The sequence below is a fragment of the Micromonospora sp. NPDC049201 genome (genome assembly GCF_055586805.1).
Map to the genome: position 1 here is coordinate 79,729 of NZ_JBVJHM010000002.1, position 20,533 is coordinate 100,261.

The window sequence follows — 20,533 nt, forward strand, 5'->3', positions numbered from 1 at the left end:
CTCCATCGAAAAGAGTCAGATTCCTGACTCTCTGCTGGCGCCTCAGGGACAGGTCAGGGTAGGTGTCCGGGCGGTCACCGAGGTCGCCCACCGTCCGCCGCGCAACCGTGGACCCATGACGTCCACGAACCCCTTCCAGCCCCCGTACAAGCAGCTCCGCCGGCCGGTCAGCGACCGCATGATCGCCGGCGTGGCCAGCGGCCTCGGTCGCTACTTCGCCGTCGACCCCACGCTGGTCCGGGTGGCCTTCGCGGTCACCACCGTGCTCACCGGCGGGCTGGCCGCGCTCGCGTACCCGATCATGTGGTTCCTGATGCCGGAGGAGCCGGCCGGCGCGCCCGCCTGGCCGCACCCGCCGGGCACCGCGCCCGGCTGGCCGCCGGTCCCGCCGGCCGGGCCGGGGCCGCAGGCCGGGCCGCCGCCCGCCGCCTGACCCGGCGTCACTCCCACTCGATGGTGCCCGGCGGCTTGCTGGTCACGTCCAGCACCACGCGGTTGACCTCGGCGACCTCGTTGGTGATCCGGGTGGAGATCCGGGCCACCACCTCGTAGGGCAGCCGGGACCAGTCGGCGGTCATCGCGTCCTCGCTGGAGACCGGGCGCAGCACCACCGGATGCCCGTAGGTGCGTCCGTCGCCCTGCACGCCGACGCTGCGCACGTCGGCCAGCAGCACCACCGGGAACTGCCAGACGCCCCGGTCCAGGCCGGCGGCGGTCAGCTCCTGCCGGGCGATCAGGTCGGCCTTGCGGAGCACGGCGAGGCGCTCCTCGTCGACCGCGCCGATGATCCGGATGGCCAGGCCCGGGCCGGGGAACGGGTGCCGCCAGACCATCGCCTCGGGCAGGCCCAGCTCCAGGCCGATCGTGCGGACCTCGTCCTTGAACAGCGTGCGCAGCGGCTCGACCAGGGAGAACTTCAGGTCCTCGGGCAGGCCGCCGACGTTGTGGTGGCTCTTGATGTTGGCGGTGCCGGTGCCGCCGCCGGACTCCACCACGTCCGGGTAGAGCGTGCCCTGCACGAGGAACTCCACGTCACCGTGGGCGGCGATCTCCCGGGCGGCGGCCTCGAACACCCGGATGAACTCGCGGCCGATGATCTTCCGCTTCTGTTCCGGATCGGTCACCCCGGCGAGCGCGCCGAGGAACCGCTCCCGCGCGTCGACCACCTTGAGCCTGATCCCGGTCGCCGCCACGTAGTCCTTCTCCACCTGCTCGGCCTCGCCGGCCCGCAGCAGCCCGTGGTCGACGAAGACGCAGGTGAGCTGGTCGCCCACGGCCCGGTGCACGAGCGCCGCCGCGACCGCCGAGTCGACCCCGCCGGACAGGCCACAGATGACCTCCTTGTCACCGACCTGCTCGCGGATCCGGGCGACCTGCTCGTCGATGATGTTCTCCGGCGTCCAGGTCGGGGCCACGCCGGCGATGTCGTACAGGAAGCGGGTCAGCATCTCCTGCCCGTGCGCGGTGTGCCCCACCTCGGGGTGGAACTGCACGCCGGCCCGGCGACCGGCCAGGTCCTCGAACGCGGCCACCGGGGCGCCCGCCGACTCGGCGGTCACCGTGAAGCCGGCCGGCGCCTCGGTCACGCAGTCGCCGTGGCTCATCCACACCGGCAGGTCGGCCGGCAGGTCGCGGAGCAGCACACCGGGCTCGGTCAGGCGCGGGCGCAGCGGGGTGCCGCCGTACTCCCGGTTGCCGGTGCGCGAGACAGTGCCGCCGAGCGCCTGGGCCATCGCCTGGAAGCCGTAGCAGATGCCGAAGACCGGCACGTCGGTGTCGAACATCCCGGCGTCGATCTGCGGGGCGCCCGGGGCGTAGACGCTGGACGGGCCGCCGGACAGGATGATCGCGGCCGGGTTCTTCGCCAGCATCTCGGACACCGGCATGGAATGCGGGACGATCTCCGAGTAGACCTTCGCCTCGCGGACGCGGCGCGCGATGAGCTGGGCGTACTGGGCTCCGAAGTCCACCACGAGGACGGGGCGAGGCGTGCTCATGTGCGCAAAGCCTACCGACAGTCACCGGCCGCGCGGACGCGCCCCGGCGGTGCGTCGCTCGACGGGTGTTAAGAAGGGGCCCCGCCTCTACCGGAGGCGTTAAGAAGGGGCCCCTCCTTTCACCGCAACGCGGCGGGGGCGTGCGGGGGGACGGCGGGGGTGCGCGGGGGGACGGGGGGTGTGCGGGTGTACGGGGAACCGGGGGCGGGGCGGGGGTCCGGGTCGCCCTTGTTGGGCCAGAACGACATGGCCCGCTCCGCCTGCGCGGTGATCGTCAGCGACGGGTTGACGCCCAGGTTCGCCGAGACCGCCGCGCCGTCCACCACGTGCAGCCCCGGATGGCCGTACACCCGGTGCCAGGGGTCCACGACGCCGTCGGCCGGGGTGGCGCCGATCACCGCGCCGCCGAGGATGTGGGCGGTCATCGGGATGTTGAACGGCTCGGTCACCGCGCCGCCGGGCGTGCCGTCGATCTCCTCGGCGAGCAGCCGGACCGCCTCGTTGCCGGCCGGGATCCAGGTCGGGTTGGCCGCGCCGTGACCCGGGCCGCTGACCAGCCGGCGGCCCCGCCAGCGGGTGGTGAGCGAGTTGTCGACCGACTGCATGACAAGCGCGATCACGGTCCGCTCGGACCAGCCGCGGACGGACAGCATCCGGGCCGCCAGCCCCGGCTGCCGGACGATGCTGCCCAGCCACCGCCGGACCCGGTGCGGACCGCCGTCGACCAGCAGCGACTGGAGCAGGCCCATCGCGTTGGAGCCCTTGCCGTAACGGACCGGCTCGATGTGGGTCTGCGGATCGGGGTGGAACGAGCTGGTGATCGCCACCCCCGCCGAGAAGTCCAGACCGCGCCGCCGGGCCGCGCCCGAACTTACCGAGGCGCCGAGGATCGCCTCCGAGTTGGTCCGGGTCAGCTCGCCCAGCCGGGGCGAGAGCGCCGGCAGCGCGCCGGTCGCCTTCATCTCGTGCAGCAGCCGCTGGGTGCCGAGCGCGCCGGCCGCGAAGACCACCTGGTCGGCGTGGATCACCGCGCGGCGCTTGCGCAGCCAGGCCCCGGTACGCGCGGTGTGCACCGCGTAGCCGCCGGCCGGGTCGGGGCGTACCGCGGTCACCGTGGTCAGCGGGTGGACCTGCACGCCGAGCCGCTCGGCCAGCCAGAGGTAGTTCTTGACAAGCGTGTTCTTCGCGCCGTGCCGGCAGCCGGTCATGCACGCCCCGCAGTGGCTGCACCCGGTGCGCTCCGGCCCCACCCCACCGAAGTACGGGTCGGGCACCCGCTGGCCCGGGCGGCCGATGTGCACGCCGACCGGCGTCGGGTGGAACGTGTGCGCCACGCCCATCCGCTCGGCCACCGCCCGCATGGCCCGGTCCGCGCCGGTGTCGATCGGGTACGTGGTCACGCCGAGCATCCGCTTCGCCTGGTCGTAGTGGCGGGCCAACTCGTCGCGCCAGTCGGTGATGTCCCGCCACTGCGGGTCGGCGTAGAACGCGTCCAGCGGCTCGTAGAGCGTGTTCGCGTAGACCAGCGAGCCGCCGCCCACCCCGGCGCCGGAGAGCACCAGCACGCCGCCGCCGGCCTTCCGGTCGGCGGAACGGAGCAGCGTGATCCGTTGCAGCCCGAAGCAGCCGAGTCGCGGCGCCCACAGGAAGCGTCGCGCCTGCCAGGACGTACGCGGGAACTCCTCGTCGGCGAAGCGGCGGCCGGCCTCCAGGACGCCCACCGAGTAGCCCTTCTCGGCCAGCCGCAGCGCGGTGACGCTGCCGCCGAAACCCGAACCGATGACGACCACGTCGTAGCGCATGAAGGCATCATTACCGACGGGTAGCTATGGCGCCAGCACGCGTTTTTCGCAGATCATGCAGAGCGCTTCCGGCCGCCGGTGCAACCGTCGGCGCCCCCGGAGGCGTCGAACACACGGGGAGAGGAAAGAACGCGTGACGAGACGACGCCTGCTGGGCCTGGTCGCCCTGGTGGCGGCATTGCTGGTCGCCGGTGGGGCGGTGGCGGCCACCCGACTGACCGGGCACCACACGCCGACCCCGGCCGCCGCGCCGGCCACCTCGCCGCCCGGCACGCCCACGCCGGCGCCGACCACCGCCAGCCCCACCCCGCCGCCCGGCGCCGACCTGACCGGCCCGCTCAACCTGATGCTCGTCGGCGTGGACACCCGGGTCAGCATCCCCGGCTGGGAGCCGCACGCCGACGCCGTGCTGGTGCTGCACGTGCCCGCCGGGCTGGACCGGGCGTACCTGTTCTCGCTCCCCCGCGACCTGGTGGTCGACATCCCCGCCTACCCGAAGGCCCGCTACCCGGGCGGGAAGACCAAGCTCACCCATGCGATGAGCTACGGCAGCCGGGTGCCCGGCGACAAGGCCCACCCCAGCACCGCCCAGGGGTACGACCTGCTGCGGGCCACGGTCGCCCGCTACACCGGGCTGCGCATCGACGCCGGCGCGGTGATCACGTTCGGCGGCTTCGACAAGTTGGTGGACACGCTCGGTGGCGTCGACCTCTACGTCGACCAGAAGGTCGCCTCCCGGCACCGCCGGCCGGACGGGAAGATGCGCCCGCTGGGCGGCGGCGGGTACACCGGGCCGCAGATGGTCTACCAGAAGGGCCAGCGGCACCTGGTCGGCTGGCAGGCGCTCGACTACGCGCGGCAGCGCTACACCGCCGGTGGCGACTACACCCGGCAGCGGCACCAGCAGCAACTGCTCCGCGCGCTCGCCGGCAAGCTCCTCGACCAGGGCACGGCCCGCGACCCGCAGCGGGTCGAGCAGGTCGTCGCCGCGCTCGGCAAAACCCTGGTGTACGTCGGCGGCGGCCGGAAGCTTGTCGACTTCGCGTACGCGCTGGGCGGGATGCCGACGGACCGGATCACGCTGGTCGGGCTCCCCGGCACCGGGGTGGGCAGCGGCGGCGCGTACCGCGGCGAGCAACTCCAGCCGCTGGGCCGCGACTTCCTCACCGCGTTGCGCGGTGGCAAGGCCGACGCGTTCCTGGCCGCCCACCCGTCGCTGCGCGTCCAGACCTGACGCGCCTCACCTGGCTTTCGGCAGCGGCGGGCGCTCGGTGCCGAACAGCCACGGGTCGAACACCTTGTCGAGCTGCTTCCCGGCCACCCGCTCCGCCAGCGCCACGAAGTCCGCGGTGGTGGCGTTGCCGTTCTTCCGCTCGGCCGCCCAGGTCCGCAGGATGCTGAAGAACTTCGTGTCGCCCACCGCGATCCGCAGCGCGTGCACGGTCATCGCACCCCGGTCGTAGACCGAGCCGCCGAACAGGTTCTCCACCCCCGGCCGGCCCGGCGGCGTCCGCCACACCTGGGCGGAGGCGCCCGCGTACTTCTGCTCGAACGTCCGCTGCACGGTCGAGGACCCGCTGTGCTCGACCCAGAGCCACTCGGCGTACGTGGCCAGGCCCTCGTTGAGCCAGATGTCCTGCCAGCGCTGGATGGAGACGCTGTCGCCGTACCACTGGTGGGCCAGTTCGTGCGCCACCACCTCGGTGTTGTCGCCCTGCCGGAAGAAGCCGGCCGAGTAGACCGGCCGGCTCTGCGTCTCCAGCGCGTACCGGATCCGGGAGTCGGCGACCACCACACCCCCGTACGCGTCGAACGGGTACGGCCCGAACAGGCTCTCCAGGTAGTCGGCGACCTCGACGGTACGGGCGATCGAGCGGTCCGGCGCGCCCTCGGGCAACTGCGTGGTGACCGCGCTGAAGACCGGCCGGCCCTTGTGCTCGGCGGTGGTGACCCGGAACTTCCCGATCGCCACGGTGGTCAGGTAACTGGCCATCGGCGAGGCCTCCGACCAGCGCCAGGTGGTCCAGTCGCCGGCCGTCGACCTCCCCTTCGGCACGCCGTTGCCGACCGCCGTCAGCCCCTTCGGCACGGTGATCTCGACGTCGTAGGTGGCCTTGTCCGACGGGTGGTCGTTGACCGGGAACCAGGTGCTCGCCGACTCCGGCTGGCCGAGCGCGATCGCCCCGTCGGCGGTGTGCAACCAACCGCCCTCGCCGAGCGCCTCGGTACGCAGCGGCGTCGGCTTGCCGTCGTACCGGATCTCGGTGACGAAGCCGTTGCCGGTGGTGAGCCCGGTGGCCGGCGTGACGACCAGTTCGTCGTCGGTGCGGGCGTGCCGGGCGGCGGCGCCGTCCACGGTGACCGAGCGGACGGTCAGCCCGGCCAGGTCCAGGTTGAACGCGGACAGGTCGGCGGTCGCGGTGGCCCGCACCGTGGTGGTCCCGGTGAGCTTGTCCGTCTCCGGGTCGTAGCGCACCTTGATGGCGTAGTTCGCGACGTCGTAGCCGCCGTTGCCGTAGCTCGGGAAGTAGCTGTCGCCGACGCCGGCCGCGCCGGGCGCGAAGCTCCGGGCGGCCGTGGGACCGGGCGCGGTCGTCGCGGCGCCCCGGTCCGGTTCGGTGGGTCCGCAGCCGGCCAGCAGCAGCGTCCCGCAGGCCAGCAGCCCGAAACCTCGTCGTCCGCGGCGCCGCGTCATCGTCCCGATCCCTTTCGAATGCCTGCTCAGCGGTCCAGGACCAGGCCGACCTTCTGGAACTCCTTGAGGTCGCGGTAGCCGCACTTCGCCATCGCGCGGCGCAGGCCGCCGAAGAGGTTGAGCTGCCCGTCCGGCTCGTCGGCCGGGCCGAACAGCAGCCGCTCCATCGAGCCGATCGGCTCGCCGGCCACCTCGAACGCGCCCCGGGGCAGCGACGGGTGGCTGGCCGCCGAGTGCCACCAGGCGCCGCCGGCCGGGGCCTCCTCGCAGAGCGAGAGCGGCTCGCCGAGCATCACCGCGTCCGCGCCGCAGCCGAGCGCCTTGGCGATGTCGCCGGAGGTCTGCATGTCGCCGTCGGCAATCAGGTGGACGTACCGGCCACCGGTCTCGTCCAGGTAGTCCCGGCGGGCCGCGGCGGCGTCGGCGATCGCGGTGGCCATCGGCACCCGGATGCCGAGCACCGACTCGGTGGTCGACCAGTCGTCGCCGCCGATGCCCACGATCACGCCGGCCGCGCCGGTACGCATCAGGTGCAGCGCGGTCTTGTAGTCGGTGCAGCCACCGACGATGACCGGCAGGTCGAGGTCGGCGATGAACTCCTTGAGGTTCAGCGGCTCGTCGGTGGTGGAGACGTGCTCGGCGGAGACCAGGGTGCCCTGGATGACCAGGATGTCCACGCCGGCGTCCAGGATCACCGGGGCCAGCGCCAGGGTGTGCTGCGGCGAGACCCGGACGGCCACCGTGCCGCCGCCCTCGCGCAGCTCGCGGACCCGCTCGGCGATCAGGTCGGGGCGGATCGGCTCGGCGTAGACCTCCTGGAGCCGCTTGGTGGCCCGGGCGTCCTCGCCGAGGCCGGCCAGCTCCTCCAGGATCTTGGCCGGGTTCTCGTAGCGGGTCCAGAGGCCCTCGACGTTGAGCACACCGAGGCCGCCCAGCTGGCCGAGGCGCACCGCGGAGGCCGGGCTCATGGTCGCGTCCGAGGGGTGCGCGACGCAGGGGATGCCGAACGGGTAGGCGTCGAGCTGCCACGCGGTGGAGACGTCGTCGACGTCCCGGGTGCGGCGGCTCGGCACGATGGCGATGTCGTCCAGGTGGTAACCGCGCTGCGCGGTCTTGCCCAGCCCGATCTCGACCACGTCACGCATGGGGACTCCAGGTGTGTTCGGGGGTGGAGGGAGAGGTCAGCGGGAGTGGTAGTTGGGTGCCTCGACGGTCATCTGGATGTCGTGCGGGTGGCTCTCCTTCAGCCCCGCCGCGGTGATCCGGATGAGCTGGCCACGCCGGTGCAGCTCCGGGATGCTCTCGGCGCCCACGTAGCCCATGGCGGCGCGCAGGCCGCCGGTGAGCTGGTGGGCGACCTGGGCGAGCGGGCCCCGGTAGGGCACCTGGCCCTCGACGCCCTCGGGGACCAGCTTGTCCTCGGCCATCACGTCCTGCTGGAAGTAGCGGTCCTTGGAGTACGACTTGCCCTGACCGCGCGACTGCATCGCGCCGAGCGAGCCCATCCCCCGGTACGCCTTGTACTGCTTGCCGTTGATGAAGATCAGCTCGCCGGGGCTCTCCTCGCAGCCGGCCAGCAGGCTGCCGAGCATCACCGTGTCGGCGCCGGCCACCAGCGCCTTGGCGATGTCGCCGGAATACTGGATGCCGCCGTCGCCGATCACCGGCACGCCGGCCGGCCGGGCGGCCCGGGCCGCCTCCATGATCGCGGTGACCTGCGGCACGCCCACCCCGGCCACGATCCGGGTGGTGCAGATGGCGCCCGGCCCCACGCCCACCTTGACGCCGTCCGCGCCGGCCTCGACGAGCGCCTTCGCGCCCGCGTACGTGGCGATGTTGCCGCCCACGATGTCGATGGTCACGTCCCGCTTGAGCCGGGCGACCATCTCCAGCACGGCCCGCTGGTGACCGTGCGCGGTGTCCACGATGACCACGTCGACGCCGGCGTCGACGAGCGCGCGGGCCCGCTTGTAGCCGTCCTCGCCCACGCCGACCGCGGCGGCGACCCGGAGTCGGCCCGCCTCGTCCTTGGTGGCGTTCGGGTACTGCTCGCTCTTGGTGAAGTCCTTGACCGTGATCAGGCCCCGCAACGCGCCGGTGCCGTCCACGATCGGCAGCTTCTCCACCTTGTGGCGGCGCAGCAGGTCGAGCGCGTCGTCCTTGCTCACGCCGACCGGCGCGGTGATCAGCGGGGTGCGGGTCATGATGTCGCGGACCGGCGTGGCCGGGTCGGAGACGAAGCGCATGTCGCGGTTGGTCACGATGCCGACGAGCTGGCCCTGCCCGTCGACCACCGGCACGCCGGAGATGCGGTAACGGCCGCAGAGCGCGTCGACGTCGCGGAGCGTGTCGTCCGGGCTGGCGGTCACCGGGTTAGTGATCATGCCGGACTCGGAGCGCTTGACCAGGTCGACCTGGAGCGCCTGGTCCTCGACGGAGAGGTTGCGGTGCAGCACGCCGATGCCGCCCTGCCGGGCCATGGCGATCGCCATCCGGCCCTCGGTGACGGTGTCCATCGCGCTGGAGAGCAGCGGCACGGTCAGCTCGATGTTGCGGGTGAGCCGGGTGCGGGTGTTCACCCGGCTGGGCACCACGTCCGACTCGCCCGGCTGGAGGAGCACGTCGTCGAAGGTCAGCCCGAGCGGCACCACCCGGGCGGAACCGGCCGGCAACTCGGGCAGATGACCGCCCAACTCGCCGCCGTCGGGGCCGGCCGGGTTCTCGGTGCTGGGCGAATTCTCCACGATTGCTCCCCTGAGCTGGTCGAACGGGCTGCAGCGAGGCGGCGCGCGCGGACGCCGGCGCGCACCGGTGTGACGGCGCGTCGCCTCATCGTACCCATTGGCCCGGTCCGCCCCGGGCAGCGGCGGGCCCGGGGTAGGCCGGGCCACAGCGGGACGGGGGGCGGGCTTTCCGGCGGCGCGGGGTCTACGGTGAGGGGGTGCACGACGAGCCCATCGACCCGTTCAACGGCGACCCGGCCGATCCGGCTGCCGGCCTGCACGACTCCGGCGAGGAGGACGCGCTCGACCCGCTGACCGAGGTCGAGCGCCAGGACGTGCTGGAGGATCTGGCCGATCTGGAGATCTACCAGGCCCTGCTCCAGCCGATCGGGGTGCGCGGCCTGGTGATCGAGTGCGAGGACTGCCGCGAGCCGCACTACTTCGACTGGGACCTGCTCCGGGGCAACCTGCGCCACCTGCTGAACTCCGGGCGTCCCCGGGTGCACGAGCCGGCCTACGACCCCGACCCCGACCACTACGTGAGCTGGGACTACGCCCGCGGCTACGCGGACGGCGTGCACGACACGCTCACCGAGGGCACGGACGACGCCGCGTCGGAGTGAACCCGGCCGGGCTCAGGCGACCAGGCCGGCCCGAAAACCGGCGGCCACGGCGTGCGCCCGGTCCCGCGCGCCGAGCTTGCGGAACAGCCGCCGGGCGTGCGTCTTGACGGTGTCCTCGGAGACGAACAACTCCCGCCCGATCTCCGCGTTGCTCTTGCCCTCCGCCATGCCGAGCAGCACCTGAAGCTCGCGCTCGGTGAGCCCGACCGCGCTGCGCGGGGTCCGTGCCGGGCGCTGGCCGGCGCCGGGCGGGGGCGTCTCCGCCCCCTCGGCCGCCGGGTCGTTGGCGTCCTCGCCACGCTGGACCGGCACCATCGTGGGCAGGCCCGCGGGGTCCGTCGCCGGCCAGCCCGGGCCCCCCGGGGTACGCCCCGGCGCCGCCGGCCGGGTCGGCCCGCCGACCGCCGCCGCGTCCCGGGCGGTGTCGGCCACCCGGTGCCGGTTCGCCCGTCCCGGGGCGGAGAGCAGCAGTAGCGCCTTGGCCACCGCGCTGGTCAGGTCGTGGTCGGCGTTCTGGATCAGGCCCCGCGCCCCGGCACTGATGGTGGCCGCCGCCGACTCCGACTCCTCGGCGCCGAGCAGCAGCACCGCGGCCTGGGGGGCGCGGGCGAGCACCCGCCGCACGAACCCGGCGCTGTCCGGCCGGGTCAGGGCGGTGTCGGCCAGCACGACGTCGACCGGACGCTCGGCGAGCCGCAACATCACCTCGGGATCGGAGACAGCCGTCCGGACGGCGCCGGCCAGCCCGAGCCGCGCTGCCGCGGAGGTCAGATGCTGGGCTGCCAGTGGGGTCCGAACGCAGATCAGAACGCTTCGCACTGTGGTCTCCTCTCCGACTCAGAGCAGACCACGTGCGGGTCGGGTCGGGAGGGGGTTCCGAGCAATCATCCGAACTTTTCCGACAGATAGGGCATATGCCACCGAGTGTCCGAGGTTTTCGATCACAGATGTGTGAGCCGGGGACAGCTCGGGTACCGACTGCTTCATCCGGAACCGGCATCCCGCGCGGACCGCCGCCCGGTAGCTGGCCACAACATTCTCCGCGGTGCCGCGCGGGAGGAGGGGTGCTGATGTCGAACGTACGTAGGCTGCCTGGACCCATCGTCGACCTCTGGGACTGGCAGCGGCTCGGCGCGTGCCGGGGCCGCGACAGCGCCCAGTTCTTCCACCCCGACGGCGAGCGCGGCTCGTCCCGCCAGCGCCGCGAGACCGGCGCGAAGACGGTCTGCCGCGCCTGCCCGGTGCGCGCCGAGTGCGCCGCGCACGCCCTCGCCGTCCGCGAGCCGTACGGCGTCTGGGGCGGCTTCAGCGAGTCCGAGCGGCTGCGGCTGCTCGCCCTCGGCTGGGAGGACCTGGCCGACCGCCGGCAGGCCCGGGTCGACATCGCCCGTCTCGAGGCCCGCCTCGGCCGCCCGCACAAGACCGCCGTTCCGGACCAGCGCAAGGTCGCCTGACCCGCGCACTTCCTCGACGCCGCGCCCCGCACCTCCGGGGCGCGGCGTCGTGTCGTGGTGTCGGCCGCCCCACCTCCCGGCCCGACCCGCTGAACAGGTTCCTCTTCGACGCCTTTCGAGCTGATGGCAGAAACGACTCAGGCGGGCAGCGAGTCCGCCCCCGACCACCGGGAACCAGGCGACGGCTGTCCGCCGCCGGCCGGCGGTCGGGTGAGTCGTTTCTGCTATCAGCTCGAAAGGCGAGTGCGAGCAGACGCCGGCTGCTCGGCGTCCCCGCAGCGACCCGGCGGCGAGCGGTTTCAGCCGACGGTCACCGGGACGGTGTGCCAACCGGTCGCGCCGTCCGGGGCCACCGGGCTGCGCTGCTCCGGCTGCGTCTCGCCGGCCGCGTCGGTGGCGCGCACCTGGAGGCGGTGCTCGCCCGGGGTGGCGTCCCAGCGCCACGACCACTGGACCCAGGTGTCCGACGACACGGCCGGGGCCAGCGTCGCCTCCCGCCAGGGGCCGTCGTCGACGCGTACCTCGACGCGGCGGACGCCCCGGTGCTGCGCCCACGCCACCCCGGCGACCGTCACCGGGCCGGCGGCCGGACGGCTGCGGGCGCGGGGCGTGTCGATCCGGGACTGCGTCTTGACCGGGCCCTGGGCGGACCAGCCGCGCGGCACCCAGTACGCGTCGAAGTCGGCGAAGCTGGTCAGCTCCAGCTCGGTCAGCCACTTGCACGCCGAGACGTACCCGTAGAGGCCGGGCACCACCATGCGGACCGGGAAGCCGTGCTCGATCGGCAGCGGCTCGCCGTTCATCCCGACCGCGAGCAGCGCGTCCCGGCCGTCGCGCAACACCGACGTGGGGGTGCCGCAGGTCCAGCCGTCGACCGCGCGCCCGACCACCTGGTCCGCGCCCTCCTCCGGGTCTGCCTCGTCCAGCAGTTCCCTGAGCGGCACGCCGAGCCAGCGGGCGTTGCCGATCAGGTCGCCGCCCACCTCGTTGGAGACGCAGGCCAGCGTCACGTAGCGCTCCACCATCGGCCGGGCCAGCAGGTCGTCGAAGCTCAACTCGATCGGGTTACGGACCCGGCCGTGGATGCGCAGCTTCCAGGTGACCGGGTCCACCTGCGGCACCACCAGCGCCGTGTCGATCCGGTAGAACTCCCGGTTCGGCGTGACGTAGGGGGCGAGCCGGGGCAGGGACAGGTCCGCGCCGGCCGGCACCGGCGAGGCGGGCGCCGCCGGCGCGGGCAGTGTCACCGCCTGCCGGGCGGCCGAGACGCCCCGCCGCCCGGCGAGCCAGTGCCCACCCAGCCCGGCCACCGCCGCGGCCCCGGTCAGCAGGCCGGCGCCGCGCAGGAACCGGCGCCGCGACTCCAGGTCCCCGCGCTCCAGCGGCTCCCAACCGCCCGGGTTGTCCTCCTCACGCGCGAGCGCGGCGGCCACCGGAGACTGCGGCAGGGTGGCCGCCGGGCCGCGGTCCGGTCGCAGCGGGCCGGCCACGAAGGCCCAGAGCGTGAGCCCGCCGAGCGCGCCGCCGGCCAGGGCGGGCAGCGCGTCGAACCCGTCCGCGCCGGCCCGGGTCAGCGCGGCGACGACACCGAGCACGGCGAACGCGGCGATGCCGGCCAGGCCGACCACCAGCCGTCGGGCCGCCGCCAGGCCGAGCAGCGCCGCGAAACCGGCCAGCAGCAGCGCCGTCCCGACCAGCAGGGCGATCTTGTCGTACGTGCCGAAGACGTCGATGGCGAACTGCTTGAGCGGCTCGGGCACCAGGTCGACCACGAGGCCGCCGACGGCGATCAGCGGGGCGGACCGGGGACCGGTCAGGACGGCCACCGGCTCGGCGACGCCGAGCGCCACCACGGCGGCGACGACACCGGACACTGCCGCGTGGCGGCGGGAGATCGTGCTCACCCGACCCAGTCTGGTCGACCGGTCGGGCCGGCCGCCAATTCCGTCAGCGTTCCGTAAGCGATACGGCCGGGCCGTCAGCGGCCCGAACAGGCGTCAGGGCACACCGCCGGCTCGGCGGTGTGCCCTGACGTCGGGCGTACTCCTCGGGTCAGAAGCCCGGGCCGTGCTGGTGGCCGTGGCCATGGCCGTGGCCGTGGCCGTGGCCACCGCCGGCGGCCGACTCCGCCTCGGCCGGCTTCTCCACGACCAGACCCTCGGTGGTGAGCAGCAGGCCGGCGATCGACGCGGCGTTGGAGACCGCGTTCCGGGTCACCTTCACCGGGTCGAGGATGCCGGACTTGGCCAGGTCGACGTACTCGCCGGTGGCGGCGTCGAGGCCGTGGCCCCACTCCTGGCCGACGACCTTCTGCACCACCACGTAACCGTCGTGGCCGGCGTTCTGGGCGATCCAGCGCAGCGGCTCGACGAGCGCCTTGCGCACGATCGAGACGCCGACCTTCTCCTCACCGGTGAAGCCCAGGTCGTCGTCGAGCACCGGCAGGATCTGGGCCAGCGCGGCGCCGCCGCCCGGGACCGTACCCTCCTCGACCGCGGCCTTGGTCGCGGCGATGGCGTCCTCGATGCGGTGCTTGCGCTCCTTCATCTCGACCTCGGTGGCCGCGCCGACCTTGATCACCGCGATGCCGCCGGAGAGCTTCGCCAGCCGCTCGGCCAGCTTCTCCCGGTCCCACTCGGAGTCCGAGGCCTCGATCTCCTTGCGGATCTGGGCGACCCGGTCGGCGACCTCGGCGGACTGGCCGCCGCCGTCGACGACGGTGGTGTTCTCCTTGTCGACCACGACGCGGCGGGCGGTGCCGAGCACCTCCAGGCCGACCTGGTCGAGCTTGTAGCCCAGCTCCGGGGCGACCAGCTCGGCGCCGGTCAGGATCGCCATGTCCTGCAACATCGCCTTGCGACGGTCGCCGAACCCGGGGGCCTTCACCGCGCAGACCTTGACGGTCTTGCGGATGGCGTTGACCACCAGCGTGGACAGCGCCTGACCCTCGACGTCCTCGGCGATGATGAGCAGCGGCTTGCTGTTCTGGAGGACCTTCTCCAGCAGCGGCAGCAGCTCCTCGATGGCCGAGATCTTCTGCGTGGTGATCAGGATGTACGGGTCCTCCAGGACCGCCTCCTGCCCCTCCACGTCGGTGACGAAGTTCGGCGAGATGAAGCCCTTGTCGAACTGGAGACCCTCGGTCACCTCCAGCTCGGTGGTGAGCGCGGAGCCCTCCTCGACGGTGATCACACCGTCGCGGCCGACCCGCTCCATCGCCTCGGCGATCAGCTCGCCGATCGTGGCGTCCTGCGCGGAGATGGTCGCGACGTGCGCGATCGACTCCTTGCTGGCGACCTCGACGGCCTTGCCGAGCAGCGCCTCGGAGACCTTGGCGGCCGCCGCGTCGATGCCCCGCTTCAGGCCGGTCGGGTTGGTGCCGGCGGCCACGTTGCGCAGGCCCTCCCGGACCATGGCCTGGGCCAGCACGGTGGCGGTGGTGGTCCCGTCGCCGGCGATGTCGTTGGTCTTGGTCGCCACCTCCTTGACCAGCTGCGCACCGAGGTTCTCGTACGGGTTGGTGAGCTCGATCTCCTTGGCGATGGTCACGCCGTCGTTGGTGATCGTGGGTGCACCGAACTTCTTGTCCAGGACGACGTTGCGCCCGCGCGGGCCGAGGGTGACCTTGACCGCGTTCGCGAGGGCGTTGACACCGTGCTCGAGCAGGTGCCGGGCGTCATCCGAGAAGCTCAGGATCTTTGCCATCAGTATCCCTTCGAAGCGACGTTGCCCCGGCCCGGCGAGCCGGACCGGGGCAACGACACTGATCGGTTGCTTACTTCTCGATGACCGCGAGGACGTCGCGGGCGGAGAGCACCAGGTACTCCTCGCCGGCGTACTTGACCTCGGTGCCGCCGTACTTCGAGTAGAGGACGGTGTCGCCGACCTTCACGTCGACCGGCACGCGGTTGCCCTTGTCGTCGATCCGGCCCGGGCCGACAGCGAGGACGGTGCCCTCCTGCGGCTTCTCCTTGGCGGTGTCGGGGATCACGATGCCCGAGGCGGTGGTGGTCTCGGCCTCGTTCGCCTGCACCACGATGCGGTCCTCGAGCGGCTTGATCGCAACCTTGGTCGCGGTAGTCACGGGCATACCCTCCTGGGGTACTTGGTGTCGTTGCCGGTCGACACGCCGACCGGCGTCAATCTGCCACATGCCACCGGGCGGGGCCGTCGTCGCGGGTGCCGGTCCGCCTGGCGTTCAACGCTCGGGCACCGGGCCCGGGCGTTGGCACCCTCAGGGTGAGAGTGCTAATCGCAGGTTATTCCTCGGCTAGCACTCCGTCAAGGAGAGTGCCAGCGCGTCGCCCGTCGTGTCGCCTCCGGGGCGGGTCGGGAGAATGGGCGGATGGATCTCGACCAGCTCACCGCGCTGCGTACCCCCGAGGGGTCGGCCGCGCTCGCCGCGGCGGAGCGGGTGGCCGGCGGCGACCCGCTGGCGGCGGCCGCCGCGCTGCGCTCGGCCGGGATCCCGAGCGGGCTCGCGGCGGCGGCGCTGACCCAGGCGGAGCTGCGCCGCCGGGCGGTCGGCAAGTTCGGCACGGCGGCGGCCCGGATGTTCCTCACCCGCCCCGGGCTGGAGCAGGCCACCCGCCGGGCGGTCGCCGACCGGCGGGCGGCCCGGCTGCGCGCCGCGGGCGTGACCACGCTTGCCGACCTCGGGTGCGGGCTGGGCGCCGACGCGCTCGCCGCGGCCCGCGCCGGCATCCGGGTGTACGCGGTGGAGGCCGACCCGGTCACCGCCGCGATGGCCGCCGCGAACGCCGAGGCCGCCGGGCTGGCCGGACTGGTCACTGTCGAGTGCGGCGACGCCACCGCGTTCGACGTGACCCGGGTCGACGGGGTGTTCTGCGACCCGGCGCGGCGGCGGGCCGGCACCGGGCGGCGCATCTTCGACCCGAACGCCTACTCGCCGCCGTGGGACTTCGTCACCGGGCTGGCCGCACGCGTGCCGCGCACCGTGGTCAAGGTGGCGCCCGGCCTGGACCACGCGCTGATCCCGGCCGGCGCCGAGGCGGAGTGGGTGAGCGTCGACGGCGACCTGGTGGAGGCCGCCCTCTGGTGCGGCCCGCTGGCCGGCGTCCCCCGCCGCGCCACCCTGCTCCGGGAGAAGGAGGGGCCCCCTCCTAACGCCTCCGGTAGAGACGGGGCCCCCTCTCACCACCTCACCGGCAGCGGCGCCGACGAGGCGGAGGTGGGCGCGGTGCGGCGGTTCTTGTACGACCCCGATTCGGCGGTGGTACGCGCGCACCTGGTCGCGGAGCTGGCCGCCGACCTGGACGCCACGCTCGCCGACCCGTCGATCGCCTACCTGTACGCGGACACGGCACACCCCACCCCGTTCGCCCGCTGCCTGGAGATCGCCGACGTGCTGCCGTTCTCGCTGAAGCGGCTGCGCGCCCTGCTGCGGGAGCGCCGGGTCGGCCGGGTGGAGATCCTGAAGCGGGGTTCGGCGCTGGAGCCGGAGAAGCTGCGCCGTGACCTGCGCCTGGCCGGCGACGAGGCGGCCAGCCTGGTGCTGACCCGGGTGGCCGGCGCGCCCACCGTGCTGATCGGCCGCCCGGCCTCCGGCTGAGCGGCCCGTTCCGGCTCGCCGACGGGCGGCGGTCGGGCTAGCTTGACGCTCACGGCGGGACAGGGCACTCCGGCGATCGTGCTGCTGACCAGTACGTCTCGGCCGGTCGCCGCGGCCTCCAGGTGCAACTCGCACCGGCCGATCCGGTGGCGCTGACCGGGCCGTGACCGCCCCGATCGCGGCCGGCTGAACCGGACGCTGGGAGCGTTTCCGCAGCCGGTGTCCGCCAGGTGACAACCGCGTTGCTGAATTGTTACCGCCGCCAACAAACTTCTGACCTCGGCACTCTTGCGGAGCGCGGGAAGCGCGGAATACGTTGCCGGACACAACAAAACACCGTCAACAACTCCCCCACCCCCCGAAAGGACCCGTGCACATGCGCAAGGGCTTCCTCACCTTCGCGGCCGTCAGTCTCCTCGCGACCGGCAGCATGGCCGCCTGTGGAGACAGCGGCGATTCCTCCGACAAGGCCGGCGGTTCGAACGACAAGAAGCCGAAGATCGGCGTGATCCTGCCGGACAGCAAGTCCTCCGCCCGCTGGGAGGGCGCGGACCGCAAGTTCCTCAAGGCGGCGTTCGACGCGGCCGGCGTCGAGTCCGACATCCAGAACGCGCAGAACGACAAGACCGCGTTCCAGACCATCGCCGACCAGATGATCACCAACGGCGTCAACGTGCTGATGATCGTCAACCTGGACTCCGGCACCGGCAAGGCCGTGCTCGACAAGGCCAAGTCGCAGGGCGTCGCCACGATCGACTACGACCGGCTGACCCTGGGCGGCTCCGCCCAGTACTACGTCAGCTTCGACAACGAGGCCGTCGGCAAGCTCCAGGGCGAGGGCCTGAGCAAGTGCCTGACCGACAAGGGCGCCAAGAACCCGTCGATCGCGTACCTCAACGGCTCGCCGACCGACAACAACGCCACCCTGTTCAAGAACGGGTACGACTCGGTGCTCAAGCCGAAGTTCGACTCGAAGGAGTACACCAAGGTCGCCGACGACTCGGTGCCGGCGTGGGACAACGCGCAGGCCGCCACCATCTTCGAGCAGCAGCTCACCAAGGCCAACGGCAAGATCGACGGTGTGCTGGCCGCCAACGACGGTCTCGGCAACGCGGCCATCTCGGTGCTGAAGAAGAACAAGCTCAACGGCAAGGTCCCGGTGACCGGTCAGGACGCCACCAAGGAGGGTCTGCAGAACATCCTCGCCGGTGACCAGTGCATGACCGTCTACAAGGCCGTCAAGAAGGAGGCGGACGCCGCCTCCGAGCTGGCCATCGCACTCGCCAAGGGCGAGCGGAAGGACACCGGCCAGACCGTCAAGGACCCGGAGGGCAACCGGGACGTCCCGGCCGTGCTGCTGGAGCCGAAGGCCATCTACAAGGACAGCGTCAAGGACGTCGTGGCCGACGGCTACATCACCAAGGACGAGCTCTGCACCGGTGCGTTCACCAAGCTCTGCACCGACGCCGGCGTGAGCTGACCCACCCCGCCTCAGGCGGCGCCGCCCGGCACGGGACGACTCCCGCGCCGGGCGGCGTCCACGCCGGACGGGATCCGAGACCTCCCTCCGCCCAAAGGAGACCCCCGTGTCCGCAACCCCCCTGCTGGAGCTACGCGGGATCGACAAGAGCTTCGGTCCCGTCCAGGTGCTGCGTGACGTCGCCTTCGCCGCGCACCCCGGCGAGGTGACCGCGCTGGTCGGCGACAACGGCGCCGGCAAGTCGACCCTGGTCAAGTGCATCAGCGGCATCTACCCCACCGACGCCGGCGAGTTCCTCTTCGACGGCCGACCGGTGAGCATCAGCAGCCCTCGGGACGCCGCCGCGCTCGGGATCGAGGTCGTCTACCAGGACCTGGCACTCTGCGACAACCTCGACATCGTGCAGAACATGTTCCTCGGCCGGGAGAAGCGCAGCGGCATCGTGCTCGACGAGCCGACCATGGAGCAGATGGCCGCCGAGACGCTCGCCGGCCTCAGCGTCCGCACCGTGAAGTCGCTGCGCCAGCACGTGTCCAGCCTCTCCGGCGGTCAGCGGCAGACGGTGGCCATCGCCAAGGCGGTGCTCTGGAACAGCCGGCTGGTCATCCTGGACGAGCCGACCGCCGCGCTCGGCGTCGCGCAGACCGCCCAGGTGCTGGAGCTGGTCCGCCGGCTGGCCGACAACGGCCTGGCCGTGGTGCTCATCTCGCACAACATGAACGACGTCTTCGCCGTCTCCGACCGGATCGCGGCGCTCTACCTCGGCCAGATGGTCGCCCAGGTGAAGACCACCGACATCACCCACTCGCAGGTGGTCGAGCTGATCACCGCCGGCCGCTCCGGCGGCCTCGGCCTCGCCGGCGAACCGGGCAGCAACGGCACCGGCGCCGCGCCCGCCGACACCACCCCAGGAGCCGTCCGATGACCGCCACCGTCGTGAAGAAGGAAGGCCCGGCCGGCGCCGCCCCGGCGCCGACCGTGGGCAGCCACGTGAACAACTACTGGCGCCGGGTACGCGGCGGCGACATCGGCGCGCTGCCCGCCGTGGTCATGCTGGTCGTGCTCGCGGTGGGCTTCTCGATCGCCCGCCCGTCGTTCTTCACGGCCGGCAACCTCGCCAACCTGTTCACCCAGGGCGCCGCGGTCACGCTGATCGCGATGGGTCTGGTCTTCGTGCTGCTGCTCGGCGAGATCGACCTCTCCGCCGGGTTCGCCAGCGGCGTCTGCGCGGCGATCCTGGCCAACACCGTCACCGTGCTCGGCTACCCCTGGTACGTGGCGGTGCTGGCCGCCGTCGTCACCGGCGTGGTCATCGGCGTCGTGCTCGGCCTGCTGGTCGCGAAGGTCGGCATCCCGTCGTTCGTGGTGACGCTCGCCGGCTTCCTGGCGTTCCAGGGCGTCGTGCTGACGCTGATGGACGAGGGCGCGAACATCGCGGTCCGCGACGACGTGCTGGTGGCGATCGCCAACCGCAACATCTCCCCGGTGCTGGGCTGGGCGCTGGCCGCGCTGGCCATCGCCGGGTACGCGGCCGTGCAGCTCCTGCGGCACCGCAACCGGTCCGCCCGGGGCCTGCTCACCGACCCGATCGCGGTGGTGGCCGCGCGGATCGGCGGGCTCGCCGTGGTGCTCGGCGTCGCGGTCTACGTGCTGAACCTGGAGCGCAGCCGCAACGTGCTGGTGGTCTCGCTCAAGGGCGTGCCGATCGTGGTGCCGATCATCGCGCTGCTGCTGGTCGTCTGGACGTTCGTGCTCCAGCGCACCAGTTACGGCCGGCACATCTACGCGGTCGGCGGCAACGCCGAGGCCGCCCGCCGGGCCGGCATCAACGTGGACAAGATCCGCATCTCGGTCTTCGTCATCTGCTCCGGGATGGCCGCCATCGGCGGCATCGTGGCGGCCAGCCGGGCCAACTCGGTCGACCCCAACACCGGTGGCAGTAACGTGCTGCTGTACGCCGTCGGCGCGGCGGTGATCGGCGGCACCAGCCTCTTCGGCGGCAAGGGCCGGGTCCTCGACGCCGTGCTCGGTGGCGCGGTGGTCGCGGTGATCGACAACGGTATGGGACTGATGGGATACAGCTCGGGCGTCAAGTTCGTGGTCACCGGCGTGGTGCTGCTCGCCGCGGCGACCATCGACGCGCTGTCGAGGCGGCGGGCCGCCGCCACCGGCACGCGCTGACCCCGG

17 protein-coding genes are annotated in these 20,533 nt (G+C 72.8%); 8 read left to right on the forward strand and 9 right to left on the reverse strand.

Annotation, left to right across the window (positions count from 1 at the left end; genetic code table 11):
* The first annotated feature begins 115 nt into the window (after positions 1–115).
* Positions 116–433, forward strand: coding sequence for a PspC domain-containing protein (locus tag ACZ6O5_RS04045; protein ID WP_465974384.1), 318 nt, complete (start codon positions 116–118; stop codon positions 431–433).
* 7 nt (positions 434–440) lie between these two features.
* Here ACZ6O5_RS04045 and guaA read toward each other — a convergent pair whose 3' ends face one another.
* Together guaA and ACZ6O5_RS04055 are read right to left on the reverse strand one after the other, a co-directional pair.
* A complete protein-coding gene (gene guaA / locus ACZ6O5_RS04050) occupies positions 441–1,997 on the reverse strand; it encodes a glutamine-hydrolyzing GMP synthase (RefSeq protein WP_107158871.1) in 1,557 nt (518 codons plus the stop codon).
* A gap of 119 nt (positions 1,998–2,116) precedes the next feature.
* Positions 2,117–3,799: an FAD-dependent oxidoreductase gene (locus tag ACZ6O5_RS04055; protein WP_465974385.1), complete on the reverse strand. Its 1,683-nt coding sequence runs from the start codon at positions 3,797–3,799 to the stop codon at positions 2,117–2,119.
* A 133-nt stretch (positions 3,800–3,932) separates the two neighbouring features.
* On the opposite strand from ACZ6O5_RS04055, the gene ACZ6O5_RS04060 reads away from it, so the two are divergent.
* A complete protein-coding gene (locus ACZ6O5_RS04060) occupies positions 3,933–5,033 on the forward strand; it encodes an LCP family protein (protein ID WP_465974386.1) in 1,101 nt (366 codons plus the stop codon).
* Positions 5,034–5,039: 6 nt separating this feature from the next.
* On the opposite strand, the gene ACZ6O5_RS04065 is transcribed toward ACZ6O5_RS04060, so the two are convergent.
* From ACZ6O5_RS04065 to guaB, 3 genes are read right to left on the reverse strand one after another with little or no spacing between them, the layout of a single operon-like run.
* Positions 5,040–6,494, reverse strand: coding sequence for a M1 family metallopeptidase (locus tag ACZ6O5_RS04065; protein ID WP_465974387.1), 1,455 nt, complete (start codon positions 6,492–6,494; stop codon positions 5,040–5,042).
* A gap of 26 nt (positions 6,495–6,520) precedes the next feature.
* Positions 6,521–7,639, reverse strand: a complete 1,119-nt coding sequence (locus ACZ6O5_RS04070; protein ID WP_396769422.1) for a GuaB3 family IMP dehydrogenase-related protein — start codon at positions 7,637–7,639, stop codon at positions 6,521–6,523.
* A 36-nt stretch (positions 7,640–7,675) separates the two neighbouring features.
* Positions 7,676–9,238, reverse strand: a complete 1,563-nt coding sequence (gene guaB / locus ACZ6O5_RS04075) for an IMP dehydrogenase (protein WP_281938003.1) — start codon at positions 9,236–9,238, stop codon at positions 7,676–7,678.
* 197 nt (positions 9,239–9,435) lie between these two features.
* On the opposite strand from guaB, the gene ACZ6O5_RS04080 reads away from it, so the two are divergent.
* Positions 9,436–9,840 (forward strand): DUF5319 domain-containing protein, encoded by a 405-nt coding sequence (locus tag ACZ6O5_RS04080; protein WP_281938005.1) that lies wholly within the window; start codon positions 9,436–9,438, stop codon positions 9,838–9,840.
* A gap of 12 nt (positions 9,841–9,852) precedes the next feature.
* On the opposite strand, the gene ACZ6O5_RS04085 is transcribed toward ACZ6O5_RS04080, so the two are convergent.
* The gene (locus ACZ6O5_RS04085; RefSeq protein ID WP_465974388.1) at positions 9,853–10,659 is read right to left on the reverse strand and encodes a helix-turn-helix transcriptional regulator; all 807 of its coding nucleotides are present in this window, start codon (positions 10,657–10,659) and stop codon (positions 9,853–9,855) included.
* A 251-nt stretch (positions 10,660–10,910) separates the two neighbouring features.
* Here ACZ6O5_RS04085 and ACZ6O5_RS04090 point away from each other — a divergent pair, with 251 nt between their 5' ends.
* Positions 10,911–11,294 carry a WhiB family transcriptional regulator gene (locus ACZ6O5_RS04090; protein ID WP_107159053.1) on the forward strand — a complete coding sequence of 128 codons (384 nt, stop codon included), beginning with the start codon at positions 10,911–10,913 and terminating at the stop codon, positions 11,292–11,294.
* 299 nt (positions 11,295–11,593) lie between these two features.
* Here the strand turns inward: ACZ6O5_RS04090 and ACZ6O5_RS04095 are convergent, their stop codons facing one another.
* From ACZ6O5_RS04095 to groES, 3 genes are all read right to left on the reverse strand, one after another.
* On the reverse strand, positions 11,594–13,198 hold the full coding sequence (locus ACZ6O5_RS04095; RefSeq protein ID WP_465974389.1) for a molybdopterin-dependent oxidoreductase: 1,605 nt from the start codon (positions 13,196–13,198) through the stop codon (positions 11,594–11,596).
* A gap of 148 nt (positions 13,199–13,346) precedes the next feature.
* Positions 13,347–14,999, reverse strand: a complete 1,653-nt coding sequence (gene groL / locus ACZ6O5_RS04100) for a chaperonin GroEL (RefSeq protein ID WP_465974390.1) — start codon at positions 14,997–14,999, stop codon at positions 13,347–13,349.
* Between the two features lie 70 nt (positions 15,000–15,069).
* Entirely contained in the window at positions 15,070–15,384 is a 315-nt protein-coding gene (groES, locus tag ACZ6O5_RS04105; RefSeq protein ID WP_088998427.1) for a co-chaperone GroES, read from the reverse strand.
* Positions 15,385–15,639: 255 nt separating this feature from the next.
* Here groES and ACZ6O5_RS04110 point away from each other — a divergent pair, with 255 nt between their 5' ends.
* The 4 genes from ACZ6O5_RS04110 (at position 15,640) to ACZ6O5_RS04125 (ending at position 20,527) form a co-directional block, all read left to right on the forward strand.
* Positions 15,640–16,866, forward strand: a complete 1,227-nt coding sequence (locus ACZ6O5_RS04110) for a THUMP-like domain-containing protein (protein WP_465974391.1) — start codon at positions 15,640–15,642, stop codon at positions 16,864–16,866.
* Between the two features lie 376 nt (positions 16,867–17,242).
* A complete protein-coding gene (locus tag ACZ6O5_RS04115) occupies positions 17,243–18,346 on the forward strand; it encodes a sugar ABC transporter substrate-binding protein (RefSeq protein WP_465974392.1) in 1,104 nt (367 codons plus the stop codon).
* Positions 18,347–18,452: 106 nt separating this feature from the next.
* Positions 18,453–19,271: an ATP-binding cassette domain-containing protein gene (locus tag ACZ6O5_RS04120; protein ID WP_107158841.1), complete on the forward strand. Its 819-nt coding sequence runs from the start codon at positions 18,453–18,455 to the stop codon at positions 19,269–19,271.
* Complete coding sequence (locus ACZ6O5_RS04125) at positions 19,268–20,527, forward strand: sugar ABC transporter permease (protein ID WP_465974393.1); 1,260 nt, start codon at positions 19,268–19,270, stop codon at positions 20,525–20,527. Before ACZ6O5_RS04120 ends, ACZ6O5_RS04125 begins: the two co-directional genes overlap by 4 nt.
* Positions 20,528–20,533 lie beyond the last annotated feature (6 nt).